Origin of the sequence: Niastella populi, from assembly GCF_002078015.1 — a bacterium.
In the GTDB taxonomy this organism is placed as follows: domain Bacteria; phylum Bacteroidota; class Bacteroidia; order Chitinophagales; family Chitinophagaceae; genus Niastella; species Niastella populi.
In genome coordinates this window covers 1-14362 of record NZ_LWBP01000251.1, presented here as the reverse complement: position 1 = coordinate 14362, position 14362 = coordinate 1, and the positions used below count along the sequence as shown (strand labels likewise).

Sequence of the window (14362 nt, the reverse complement as noted above, 5' to 3'; positions counted from 1 at the left end):
GATTGTCGAACCAATTAAAGGAATTCTTTAATCGTATTAAACCTGTAACACAATTAATAGATAGAATGCCGATTCACAAATTCTTAGCTTTATTATTCGGCTATATCATTATTTTTGACCGGTCTTCGATAACAGATACCTTGTCATGAATATGCCATTTGAACCCTGGCCTGGACTTACTGATAAAGGGGTTGCCTGTTCCAACTTCCAACCCTTATCAGTATAATTTTTTAAGGTTTGGGTGATCTTCAGTTCGTTTGATTTAATATTCTTAAAATTAATACCCATCATACTGAACAGGTTCTCCAGGTCTACTTCTTCTTGTGAAGCATCGGGATTGGTAATGATCATCTTTGAGCGACCTGCGCCACCACTAATTACTGATTCAATAGTGGTGATTTGCAGGAATTGTTTATTACTGTCTGTTTTATCCTGGGCTTTTACCAAACCCGCAAATGAAATAGTTAATAAAAAAGAAAGTAGATATTTTTTCATGGTAAGAAGAGATTTTAATGTTTTACAACATTAAAAAGATTTTGATTTCAATATAGAAATGGCATCTGTAAAGTTTTCTTAATATCGCCTTTGGTACATCCTGCTCTAGTCCATTTTGTCTGACTGTGCTTTTAATTTTTTGAGCAGGCTGTCCCAGCGTACCCATTAAACATTACAGTCATTCTCGCTTGTACCTTCTGTGTAGGGATTTTGCATGATTATTCCAGTGCTAAACAGAGATTTACTGTATGGAAAAATTTTCTGGAGCAAAGATTAGTATAGTATCATTATCATAGAAAGTAATAATGAAGTTCAACAAGTGCCTGCCCATATTCTTATACAAGAATGTTACCGGATTCGTACCAATAAACAGCGCATTCTAAAAAGATAAAACATCTTCAAAAGAACAATCTGATTGTATCAAACGCAAAACCCGCTACAGGAGCGGGTTTTACAATTTCGTGGAGGTGAGGGGACTGTAATCGAACCCCTACTTTCCTTTTTATCTTTTGTCGAACAGATAAAAGTATCTTAAAATCAAGGCGTTAGGGGTTTAAAACGACCACTATCGGCCGTTATTAATTATTGTTTGATCAACTTAAACGTCTGCCGCCTCCCTTTCATTCCCTCAAATATCAGCAAATACACTCCGGCATTCCATGGGCTGATATCTTTAACCATGATCGTATCGGCAGGGTTTAAGGACCACTGCTCAACAAATTGCCCCAACTCATTCAGGATGCGAACAGTGCGATATCCTGCGCTACCGGGCACGATTGTCAATTGCCCGGACGTGGGGTTTGGATAAAGTACTTTATTGTCCGGTTCTGATATCTCGCCAACGGTGCTGGCGATTATCCTCGCACTATTCGTTTGTTCACCCAATTGTGAGCAGTTATCGATAAAGAAATAGTTGAACTTAAAACTGCCGGAAACAACATGAATACCTGTATAACTGAGCGCGGGTAGTGTGACTGTGTCAATGATCGTCATCCATTCTCCATTGGTTGATGGAATCTGAATAATACCAAATGTAAAACTGCTATGACCGATCCTTACCTGCGATGGTGCGCTGGACCTCACACGCAAGCTGATACGATACAAACCTGCTGATGGTACATTCAATGTATTGTAAGCAAAATAATGCCCTGGTGCAAGACCTGTGAAATTCTGTCCGCCACCAATATCTGTGCATGCTTCCAGTGTTGGCCCGGAGTGACGACCCGAGAAGCTTTCCGCCTCGTATTTTTTATTCACTGAACATTGTACCAGTTGAACAAGTGCGTTACCGGTTATACCACCGTGCGAAGCAGTGATCAGGTAGTTACCCGGCGTTGAACCTGCAGTCAGCAAACCGGTTGAATCAACGGTATTGCCAATACCATCCACTGACCATTGAAAAGCGGGAAGATTGACCGATTGCCCGCTGTTATCATGCCCTGATGCTTTGAACTTGTATGTACTTCCCGTAGCGAGCAGGATCGTATCTGGCGATATAGTAATGCCCGCCAGTGAAGTTGCAGCGGTTGCACAATTATCGATCACAAACCAGTTAAACCTGAATGATCCTGATACTCCATGAATGCCTGTATAGCTTAGCGCAGGCAACGTAAGTGTATCGGAGATCGTTTGCCATTGCCCTGCTGTAGATGGGATATCGATCAACTTGTAGGTGTTAGTTCCATGCCCTATCCTGATCTTCGCAGCAGCTGTAGTGGACACGCGAAGACGGATGGTGTAACGTCCAGCCGATGGTATTTTCAATGCGTTATAAGCAAACCATTTACCAGTTGTTACATTTTCGAAATGCTGGCCTCCATTCACATCATCAGTGGTCACTGCTGTAAGTCCGGTTGCTTTTGAAGAAGCCGACTCTGCTTCATACCGTTTATTGACAGTACAGGTATAGCCAAGCTGCAACGCCAACCTACCCGTTACACCAGCGGAGGTTGCAGTTACATAGTAAGTTCCGGTTGCGTTCCCTGCATTCAATAATCCGGCATTGCTGATCGTATTGCCCGCTCCTGTTACCGACCAGTATACGGAATCTGTTAATGGCACCTGCGCATCATATTGATCAAATCCTTTTGCCGTGAACTGCTGCGATGCTCCAACCGGAACGACCAATGTATCTGGCTTGATGACAATCGTTGTCAGAACGGGCGTGCCAAGTACACGAACTATTGAACTGTCCGAGAGCGAACCGGAGATAGCTTTGACTATATAAATACCTGATGAATCAGCTGTAAATAATCCGTTGGCATTTACCTGCGTTTCGCTGCTATTCACCGACCAAACCGGTGCCGGCGAAAGCATAATAAAATTATTATCCTGATCGCGACCGATCACCTTCAACTGCAAACGCTCACCGATTATTATCCGTGCGCTGTCAGGTTGTACAGCGATACTATTCACCTGGTGATCAGCTGCCGCTACAAACTGCAGCCAGTTGAAATTCCATCCAGAAGAAGATGAGGTGATGCGGATGGTTTTTAGTCCGGGTCCAAAAATGATCGGGGCAGTAACAACAGTTCTCCAGGTTTGCCATCCGCCTGTTGCCGGAATCTGCACTGTAGCCAATATCGTACTATCGATCCTGATATCGATGTCTGACGCGTTGTTAGCTGCAACGCGAAAGCGGATACGGTAAGCTGAGGAATCCGGAACGTTTATATCGTATTCAAACCAGGACCCATTACCAATATAACTTACGTTTAATACGCCGCTCGTATCAGCCGTATTTTCGGTACAGCAAACATTTGAATTGTCAGATGCTTCTGCTTCTATTCTTGCGGGAATGAATTTATAGTTCGCTGGTCTTACATTGAAAAAGCCTGATCCCGATACGGTAATCGAATTATGCTTGCCAGATGCTGTTACCACGCCACTGCTTTGAATGGAGGCCAGACCTGTGCCCGAAATGATATTGCCGGCACCGGTGATAGTCCAGGTTGGTGTGATGCCGTTCATCACATGCCCGTTCTGATCGAGGATCTTCGCGGCAAACTGTTGTGTTTTACCAGGCAACACAGACACATCTGCCGGTGTTACCTGAATGGAGTCCAATACCGGCGTGCCCAACCCTTTCTGGTAAATACGCACGTAATCCACCTGCATGCTATCCGGCCAGTCCGCATCCGTAATAGCTCCGCCCATGCCACCGCCGATAGCAATGTTTAGTATTACAAAAAATGATTTGTCAAAGGGCCAGTCTTTCCAATCAGTCTTTGGATTTACGTAAGTATAAAATCCAACACCGTCGTGAGTAAAGCGTAAAGAATCAGGAGACCATTCCAGGCCATACGTGTGATACACTGTATCAACATCCGGCATGATCTGGTTTCCGCCGAGATTACCTCCGTTGGTCCAGTTCTTATTTTCTACGTGCACGGCGCACATTGCCTTTCCAAAATTGTTGCCCACATGTTCGAGGATATCGATCTCACCGCTTTTTGGCCAGTGCCCATACGCACTGGAGACTGGCATCAGCCAGAAGGCAGGCCATGAACCTCTTGCCCTTGGCAGTTTCGCACGCATTTCTGCTTTTCCATACAGGAATTCCATTTTGCCTAATGAAACTACGCGGGCCGAAGACCATGGCGCATTGGGATCTCCGGTAGGAAAGTCTTTTTTCCCCGTGATAACGAGGTTACCATTTCTCACACGTGCATTATCCCTTGTTGCATCTGCGTACACCTGCTGTTCATTATTGATCCATCCTTTCGGACGCGCATCAATTGTCCATTTTGCCGGATCAGGCAAACCATCGACGTCAAATTCATCATTGTAGATCATCGTCCAGTTTGGATTACCATCAAATACCACACTTCCTTTTGCTGCATAGTCCGGTACATTCGGATTCTGCAGTTCGGTTCCATTCACTGAAAGCGTAAATGCAGTCCGGGAATAATTAGCAGTCGAATTACCAGTCAGTACGAGATGAGCGGTCGTATCATTCATCCGTAAAAGGCTGCCGATGGATACACCAGGTGGTAACGTAGATGTAAACCAATTTGCCTGGTTAAGCGCCGGTTTGAATGTATCGCCATGCAGTTTCACCTGGACGATCGTTCCGTTCTCCGCCCCCATCGGAATGTTAAGAGAAGTAAGTTGTAAACTCGTTGGGTTAGGCGCCTGTATCTGGTCGAAGTACAAAATACCATTCGCTTTTTTCCCATCAATAAACTGAATGGCGATGCGATTAAGATCAGTACGGTTATTAATACCGGTAAATGTGAACACCGCTTCTTCCCATTGATTTACATTTTGGATACGATATGTCTGAAAGACGGCCTGTGTATAATCTGAACCGGGTTGCAGTTTGAACAACACGTCTTCTTTCACATTGCTGTATACCATCATCTTAAATGAGGCGCCGGCAGAAAGATCGAGGCCAGACGCCAGCGTTACCGCCGCCGCCATATAAGGCGAACAGCTGGTATCCTTTGTAAATTTCGCTACGTGCGAACTTGAATTCAATGATGATGGGCCTGGATTAATTGCATTAAAAATAACAGAACCGGTTGCATTAGTTCCTGCATTATAGATCCAGTTGCCCGAAGCAGGTCCGTTGCCTTCCATGTCATCAATCAACAAAAACTGTGCATCGAGCCTGCCTACGCAGGCCAGCATGCATAAACAAACCAGCAATGTAAACTTTTTCATATGGCAATATGTTTATGTTTTGAATAATAAGCGGCGCACGCCCATATTACTTACTGAGGAATAAAAAGTATCGCATCTGCCGGCATATAGCCATCGGCCTTTGCGTTTTGGATCTCTACAAAACTCTGTTTGTTTTTTGCGAGCCGGTATGTACCAATACTTACCCATTCTCCGGAAGTCTGGCCTTCCACAATGACCTCTGCAGGTTTTATAACGATTTTCTTAATACCTGATATTGTGGAGATACTAATTGGCACCTGTGAAGCCATACCTTTCAGTTTCGGTATATAAATGTATATCTGGTAAGCACCTGTTTTTGAAAGCTGGGGCGTGAACCGAACAGATTTTAAACTCGCGCCTTTGCTGCTATCGATAAACATTGAATGTCCATAAGCGCCTTTTTTTAAAACCTGCCAGGCGCCTTTAGCCGTGACATTTTTTCTATCATCATTATCCACCATTACCTCCGGCGTGCTGCCATTCATCAACGGATCTTTTTTCAAGATATCCTGAAGCTTTTTGATGTCAACCTTATGAACATCGTTGCCATTTTCCAAAGCGAGCGAAGCCGCAATGGCGGCAGACTGGCCCAGGACCATAAACACCGGCTCCATGCGAATAGACCCATAAGCGATATGGCTTGCTGAAAGACAAACCGGCACCAGCAGGTTATCACACTCTCCTTTCTTCGGTATCAGGCAGCGATAAGAAATTGGATAAGGGCCGAAGCCGCCAACCTCCACATTGCCTTCATTTTTCACCATACCATTCACCACTATCCGCTGACAGTTGTGAGAATCCATTGTATAGGCAGCCAGTCCCACAGCATCGGTCACCACTTCACGGCCTTCACAGTTATGTTGCGTCATCACATATTCGCCTTTCATCCGGCGGGCTTCGCGTACATACATCTGTGGCGACCAGTTTCCGTTATCTGTGTATTCATCTTTCGGATACCCCCATTGCAGCATCTGATTTCTTAAGTGCTCAGGCATACGCTGATCATGACCGATGAAATATAGCAGTCCCTTTGTATAATCTTCATGATCCTTCTGTATTTTTTTCCTTGTTGCATAATCCGTTTCGGGAAAATTATGGCTATAGCCGATCATGTCTGTGGAAATGGGGCCGTTATTGTTGATGTCTGTTTTATGATTCGGCATCAGGTCAAACTTGAGAAAGCCCCATAAGTCGCCCGGAACCTTTTTTTGAAGGTATCGTAGTAACAATTCATAACGCGTGGAATCATAATTATCCGGCCGTTCAATAGACACACGGTTTTCCGGCAAATTGCTAAGGCAGATACGGAAATTATACGCCTGCACTTTCTTATCGCCACTTCCGGTTTCATTTAATTTCCCATCGCTGACACCCCACACCAAACCACTGGCGGGATCGCCGGGTGTTTTGTACGGATCAATACCATCCGGAAACTGGTGACCATCCAGTAACTGCACCCCATTATACGTCTCATTGTACAAACTGTTCGCCTCCCGGCCAACTGTATAAGAAACTCCTGCACGCGCCATCAGGTCGCCCTCGTAAGAACAATCGATGAACATGCCGGCGATAACCTGTTGCGTGCTTCCATCCTCTTTCTGAACGGTTATACTACGCAGTTTCCCATTTTCTTTTTCGGCTTTTTCAATACGGTGACCATATAAAACCTGTACGCCTGCTTCGGCGATATATTGCTTCATCACATTTTCTGCCACACCCGGTTCAAATATCCACTGTTCAAACTTTCCATAATGTTTGCCGATACGGCGATACACATCCAGCGAAAGTCCGGTGATGGCATATTTGTTACCAATATCGGTGTATCCAAGTCCACCGGTAGTGAGTCCGCCGAGGTGGAAACCCGGCTCAATAAGAATGACCTTTCTATTCATCTTTGCCGCAGTATATGCGGCGATAACACCGGCCGCATTGCCGCCATAGATACAGATCTCTGCTTTTATCGGAGCAACCTTTTGCAATGGAATAAAAAACAGGTTGCAAAGTGCGAATAGCACTAAACATACATACTTCATAGCCAATATTATTGTTAGTAATAAAATAGCTGTCTGCCTTCATCCGGCGAACAGTTCGTGATCATCCGACCTGTCAGGTTCAACTCAGCTAATAATAATGCAAGGCCCTATGATGGACCTTACAGGTCGGTCCTCAATACCCCGGATTCTGATCCGCGGTCGGATTCAATGCAGTATTGCCATTAAACTCTCGTGGAGGGATGGGCCATAACATATGCTTTTCCGCCATATCCAGGCCTTCAATTTCTTTTATGGTTTTTTTCCAGATACCCAATCTTTTCAGATCAAACCAGTGTTTTCCTTCACCAACGGTTTCATACCCACGCTCAAGTACTACACGTTGTACAAAAGCGTCGAGGTCCGGATAGTCGGTGATCTTAATGTCGATTGCAGCATCTGGCATATCCGCCGGTTTGCCATAAGCACGCCGGCGAACCATATTCAGTTTTTCGACTGCATCAGCTGTTGGAGCACCATTCATGCTGGCTTCTGCTTCTGCATAGAACAATAATAGATCTGCGTATCGATACAATGGATAATCATTGTTTCCCTGTTGGATCGTTGCCTGTTTATCACTAAATTTTTTACATAACACTGTTGATGGAGCAATATTGATGTTTGATGCATACCAGGTAAACCGGTAACGCAGGTCCGCACGATCCCAATTTTTCAGGAAAGGGTTTAACGAATCACTATAGATAGTAGCAAATCCACCCGGAGGAAAATTGCCTGTACTTGTAGCATGCAGATAAGCCAGGTATTGATAACCCTGACCAGCCACCTTTGAAGAATATTTGAAATACATGATCTCTTCGCTCGTGTTATTGGCATCCCGGCCAAAGATCTTTTCAAAATCATCTGCCACTGAAACGCTCACCAACGAATACTTTTTCGATTGAATCACTTCCCAGCCTGCTTTTCTGGCGAGGTCATATTTCTTTAGCGTGAGATAAACCTCGGCTAATGCAGTTTTTGCTGTCCATTTTGACGGTGTGCCAACGAGGCGTGGATTATCAGGAAGATTATTTTCTGCGAAGACCATATCTTCCTGTATCAGTTCGTAGATCGCTTCGGGGCTACTCTTCTGTATATTGATGGAATCGAGATTGTTTTCTGTATGTAAAGGCACGCCTGCCCAGTTTCGAACCAAATGAAAATAATACAGCCCCCTAAGAAAACGCGCTTCAGCAATATACCGTTGCCTTTCCTCGTCAGTGATTCCGGTAGCAAGCGGCGCTTTCTGAATAATGATATTGGCATTACGGATCCCTTTATAAAAATTATTCCAGGTATCAGTGATACGCCCCACGTTTGTATTATCTAATCCCTGGTAAGAATTCATTGGAGCAAAACTTCCACGACCATACATGTACTCGGTGTTGATCTCATGCTGCAATGTATAGAAACCGCCAAATGTTGACAGATAGCGGACTGTTTCATAAATCGCGTTAAGGCCTGATTCCATTTCAACCGGTGTGTTGTAAAAATTTTCCACCGCAATGGATTGAGGCCGTTCATCTAAAAACTTGGAGCAGGAAACAAGCATCAGCAAGCAAATCACTGCCAGGCCATAAATATTTTTCATATCTAATGATTTAAAATTAAAATGTGCAACGGATACCAAATGTGATTGATTTGCTCGGCGGGTACACAGTATAGTCTACCCCCTGCACCAATGAATTGGCCGAGCCATATGCATTCACTTCCGGGTCATATCCTGAATAGTTCGTCAGCACCACCAGGTTCTGGCCGCTCACATAAAATTGTGCTGATTTCAAATAATTGATCTTCCAGTTTTTCACCGGCAGAGAATAAGACAACATGATATTTTTCAGCTTTAGGTATGAGCCATCTTCAACAAACCGGGTTGAGAAGTTGCCATTGATCTTATTCGATGGTTTTGGATATTTTGCGTTTGTCTTGCCGGTCGTCCAGTGATCGGTATATACGTCTTCAGGTTGATTAAGCCCCCAACCCATATCCAGCGTGCTTGCCTTATTAAGATTAAACAGGTCGTTACCCTGGGAACCCTGAAAGAACAAGGTTAGCTCAAAATCTTTATACCGGGTAAAAGAATTCAACCCATAGATAAAGTCAGGATTTGGATCACCGATGATGCTTCTGTCGAGCGCATTAATAGCCCCATCGGGATTTTTGTCTTCATAGCTGATGAGCCCTTTGTCTGTATATCCAATTTCTTTATAACCATAAAAAACAAACACGGCCTCGCCTTCACGAAGCAGGTTAATATAATCATTGATATTACCGGTGAAAATATTTGGCCCCACGATGTCCTGCCCTTTATATAATTTTTCAACCTTGTTCCGGTTGAAGGCGATATTGCCACCGAGGGTCCATTTCCAGTCGTGGTTATCAACCACTGTTGCATCAATGCCTATCTCAACACCACGGTTGCTGATCTCGCCCACATTCTGCAAAGCAGTTTCATACCCGAATGAAGTGGGCAATTGAACTTTGTTCAATAATGCCTTTGTTCTTTTGTAATAGTAATCTGCCGTTATGCGAACTTTATTGTTAAGCAAAGCCGCATCCACACCCACGTCCATCTGATCTGTTTTTTCCCATTGAAGGTTGCCGGTATATTCTGCACGGGGCGCATACCCGATCGTAAGCGCATCACCAAAAATGGTATTGTATGGCTGCAGAATATTTAACGACTGGTAAGGCCCGATCGAAGTGTTGCCTGTGCGGCCATAGGAAGCTCTCAACTTCAGATCGGAAACAATGGATGAGTTTTGAAGGAAATTTTCATTGGAAACCCGCCATGCAATTGCGGCAGAGGGAAAATTCTCCCAACGAAACTCTTTGGAATAAGCAGAGTAACCATCGCGGCGGAAACTGATGGTAAACAGGTATCGGTTATCGAAACCATAATTAACACGGCCTATAAAAGATGACAGCGCATTTTTTGAAAAACCGGAGGTGGGTAAACCAGCAAGGCCGGCAGACTGAAGGCTGCCTGTATAAACAGTGTTGCTCAAAAAGACAGAGGCGTTGCCTGATGCCATGCTCTTGTTTTTATCCAACTGGTTGGCAATACCGGCAACTACGTCCAGTGTGTGCTTATCAGCGATGGTCTTTTTATAGCTCACAATGTTTTCGTTTAACAGGCTTGTAAACTGGCTGGTACCTACATAGGCCGTACCGGTTGAGTTCAAGGCATAAGGCTCTCTGTTAGTGAAAGCATCATTGCGGTTATTACTGTTCAGGATGTTTGCTGAGAGTCTGAACTCGAGATCTTTGCCCGGTTTGATGCGCAGGTTCAGATTAGCAACAATATCATCTACCTGGGTTTTATTTGACATTTCATCCCGGCGTGCTACCGGGTTAACGATGGCATTGGAGATAAAAGGATAAACGGTGTTTAATCTTACATACCGGCCGTTTGCATCATAGGGGCCAACCGTGGGCGGAGCAAACAGCATGGCACCAAACATATCACTACCCCTATTGCCCAGGGAAGAGTTTTGATGACTCCTGTCGCTACGTGTATAAATTGATGTGTATCCAACACTAAAAATCTTGCTGATCTCATGATTGATGTTTACGCGGAACGAATACCGGTTATAATCGGAATTAGGAATAATTCCTTCCTGGGAAAATACCCCACCGGAAAGATAGAAGGTCGTCTTTTCTGAACCGCCGGTTACGCTGACGTTGCCTGAATATAACGGCGCCTTACGCAACAGGAGATCCTGCCAGTCAGTGCCAGGCATATGTTGGAATGCGTCCAGCTGCTGCTGTGAGAAATAAGGCGCCATATTATCATTCTTCGCCTGCTCGTTGTACAGGGAGGCATACTGGAAGGGATTCAGCAGCTTCATTTTTTTGGTGATGGATTGCGTGCTGTAACCCATGTCAGCATTCACTTTTGTTGCCTGATTTTTCCTTCCCGAATGCGTAGTGATCAACACCACGCCATTACCGCCTCTTGAACCATACATGGCAGTAGAGGACGCATCTTTCAGTATCTCCATTGATTCGATATCTGCAGACTGCAGATACGTGGGACTGCTTGGGAATCCGTCAATAATATATAGTGGTTCGTTACCGCCAAGAATTGAATTGGCACCGCGGATGCGAACGCTGACAGGGCTGCCGGGTGTTCCGTTATTCTGCATGACCCTCACTCCTGCAGCGCGGCCACTCATCGCCTGTATCACATTGGTTGTGGGAAAAGAATTGAGATCAGTGCCTTTCACATGCGAAACAGAACCGGTCAGATCGCTCTTTCTTACTTTGCCGTATGCGATCACAACCACTTCTTCCACACTTTTCTGATCCGGCGTCAAAGTGATCTCAATGGAAGTCCTGCTTCCTACCGCTACTTCTTTTTGTTCGAAGCCGACATAGGAAACAACCAGAATTTCGCCTCGCACCGCTTCGATGGAAAACCTTCCGTCTGCATCGGTGCTTGTTCCTGTATTTTTGCTTTTTAACATCACAGACGCACCGGTGAGCGGCTGTCCCTGATCGTTCAGTACGCGGCCGGTGATAGGATCCATAGCCGGTACATTGGCTTGTGCAATCTGAGGGTCGGCATTCTTTTTATGTATAACGATGATGTTTCCGACAATGGCATACGTTAACGGCTGATCTTTAAAACAAGCTTGCAGCACATCGTCTATTGTGGCATTAGAAAACTGTAAGGTTACTTTTTTGGATCCTTCTACCAGCGCCATATCAAAAAAGAAAACGTATTTCGTTTGCTTTTCGATCGATTTAAACACTTTTGGCAATGGCGCATTTTTTTCAGACAGGGTGATCGTCTGGCTATTGCCCGTAGCGCTTACCTGCAGGCAGGCCACTAATAGCAAAAAGGCAATTAATTTCATAATAAGGAATGTTTTGGCAATCAGTCGCCGCTGCAGGCGCCATCGGCCCGACAGATAATTAATTTCCATACATTTGATGTGTTTAGTGTAATAAAATGTCTACCCCGAGAATGGTGGCATCAATGCATTAAACCTCAGCTGGAAGTGTTCGTTGCACTTCTGGCTTTTTTAATGCCTGCCGTTTTATGTTTAGTTATTGATAACAGTTATTGTTTTCCCTTCCACACGGAATTTTACTTCACTTAACTCCAACGCTTTTAGTACATCGCTCAGTGGGCTTGAACGTGATATCTTTCCACCGAATTTCTTATCAGGTACAGGGCCATCATACACAACTGACACGTCGTACCAGCGTTCGATCTGGCGCATCAGGTGGTCAAGGCGATCGCCGGCGAACTGGAAGTAATCATTCTTCCACGCAAGCACTTGCTGAACGTCCACATCGTTAATGATCTTCATGCCGGCACCATTATTATCCTGCAGTGCTTGCTGACCGGGCGTCAGGTGCAATTGCTTTGAAGAAGAACTTACACGAACTGAACCTTCCACCAGCGTAGTAGCAATAGCAGCTTCATTTTCGTAAGCCATAATATCGAAGTGCGTACCGAGCACTTCTACCTTTATATCCTTTACCTGCACGTGAAATGGCTGCGCAGCATTATGCGCAATTTCAAAATAGGCTTCCCCGGTTAATGCCACTTCACGGGTGTTCCCATTGAAGGCTGTCGGATAACGCAGGGTGCTTTCAGCATTCATCCATACTTTGCTTCCGTCGGGTAATGTCAACCGGTATTTACCACCGCGTGGAATAACGATGGTATTAAATAACAAAGCGTTTGCCTGTTGGTTACCTGATTCGTAAGCCAGTTCTCCAGTGGTTAGCTTTACCACATTTGTTCCGCCCTGGTTTGCCAATAAACCATTCGCTGCATCATTAAGGGCGATAACTGAACCATCGGCAAGTGTCAATATAGCTTTATTGCCGCCTGGCTGAATATCAGTAGATGAGTTGTTTGCCGCCTGTTGTGCAACAATTGCAGGCGAAGGCTTATCAATCGTAAGCCGGTACATGCCCAATCCAACTGTGAGCAAAATCGCTGCGGCGGCTGCATATTTCCACCATGGGCGCCGGGATGAAACGGTAATTACACGAGTGTTTGTTTCAGTCTGTTCAAGCAGCAATTTTTGCCAAACCTCGTGAAAGGCCTGTTGGGAGGAATATTCTGCAGATGCGGCTTCCTGCGTTTTTTCATATTCAGCGTTGAGCAACGCTGCTACTAAACCGCGATTGGATTCGTCATGGATCAATTCCCGCAACAGGTCAAGTTCCCGGGCACTAAGTTTTTGATCACTTACATACTTTTCCCAAAGCAGTTTTAAAGTTTCTTGTTTTGTCATATGGCATAATATGCTTACAAGCCGGCAATCTCCGGTTGCATATTATTAAATGACGGATGAAAAAGAAGGAGGAATGCGTATGCGGGAAAAAAAATTTATGCAACCAGAAAATTAATCAGCAGCAGCGATAGCGGTTCATAATGGTATTGGGAAAGATATTTGCGGACAGCTGCCAAAGCCCTGACCATATAAGATTTAGACGTTACCCGTGCGATATTCATCCGGGCAGCGATCTCAGTATGACTTAATCCTTCTAACCTGCTGAGTCTGAAGACCTGCTGCATTTGTGGCGGTAGATGACTAACCGCTTCGTGAAGGAGTTGCTTCAACTCTTTGTATTCAGCATCGTCAGTGGGGCTGGTTGCCTCTTCTGAAAAATAAGCTACAAGGTAATCTTCGTTTTCAACGGTGAATACTTTTTTACGGAGAAGATCAATGGCCAGATTTCTGGATAAGACGTTCAGATACGCCCGAAAGTTATGTACATCTTTCAGTTGTTCCCGGTTATACCATATTCTCATGAATGTATCCTGTGCAAGGTCCTTCGCCAGTTCGGGAGACTTCAATATTTTCAGTCCAACTGCGTGGATCTGATCCCAATGCAATTCAAAAATTTCCCTGAACGCATCCTGGTCACCGGCAGACAGGCGTGAAAGCAATTTGGCTTCGTTGTTATTTGTAGGTATAAAAGACAAGCAGCAGCATCGTTTGAGCACTAAAGTAGCAAAATAATTTATTTATTAATTCGGGGCAATGATCAGATTATGGGTTGTTAATATCTTTCATTTTTACCGGGCTTCGATCATCCGGCGCCCTATAAATAAAAAAGACCCTGAAAATCAGAGGCTTATATCTCGTGGAGTTGACCGGAGTTTATACGAACCGCTACTCTCCTTTTTGTCATTTCTGGAACAG

At 44.7% G+C, this 14362-nt stretch carries 7 protein-coding genes; all 7 read right to left on the bottom strand.

The window, feature by feature from the left end; genetic code table 11:
• Window positions 1–108: 108 nt before the first annotated feature.
• Complete coding sequence (locus A4R26_RS32690; protein WP_081171142.1) at window positions 109–495, bottom strand: hypothetical protein; 387 nt, start codon at window positions 493–495, stop codon at window positions 109–111.
• 582 nt (window positions 496–1077) lie between these two features.
• Window positions 1078–5160 (bottom strand): carbohydrate-binding protein, encoded by a 4083-nt coding sequence (locus tag A4R26_RS32685; protein WP_081171140.1) that lies wholly within the window; start codon window positions 5158–5160, stop codon window positions 1078–1080.
• 50 nt (window positions 5161–5210) lie between these two features.
• Window positions 5211–7139 (bottom strand): FAD-dependent oxidoreductase, encoded by a 1929-nt coding sequence (locus A4R26_RS32680; RefSeq protein WP_242675081.1) that lies wholly within the window; start codon window positions 7137–7139, stop codon window positions 5211–5213.
• A gap of 187 nt (window positions 7140–7326) precedes the next feature.
• Window positions 7327–8778, bottom strand: coding sequence for a RagB/SusD family nutrient uptake outer membrane protein (locus tag A4R26_RS32675; RefSeq protein ID WP_081171136.1), 1452 nt, complete (start codon window positions 8776–8778; stop codon window positions 7327–7329).
• 16 nt (window positions 8779–8794) lie between these two features.
• Window positions 8795–12118: a TonB-dependent receptor gene (locus tag A4R26_RS32670; protein ID WP_081171134.1), complete on the bottom strand. Its 3324-nt coding sequence runs from the start codon at window positions 12116–12118 to the stop codon at window positions 8795–8797.
• A 120-nt stretch (window positions 12119–12238) separates the two neighbouring features.
• Window positions 12239–13447 (bottom strand): FecR family protein, encoded by a 1209-nt coding sequence (locus A4R26_RS32665; RefSeq protein ID WP_081171132.1) that lies wholly within the window; start codon window positions 13445–13447, stop codon window positions 12239–12241.
• Window positions 13448–13542: 95 nt separating this feature from the next.
• On the bottom strand, window positions 13543–14106 hold the full coding sequence (locus A4R26_RS32660) for an RNA polymerase sigma factor (protein WP_165760497.1): 564 nt from the start codon (window positions 14104–14106) through the stop codon (window positions 13543–13545).
• Between the last annotated feature and the right edge of the window lie 256 nt (window positions 14107–14362).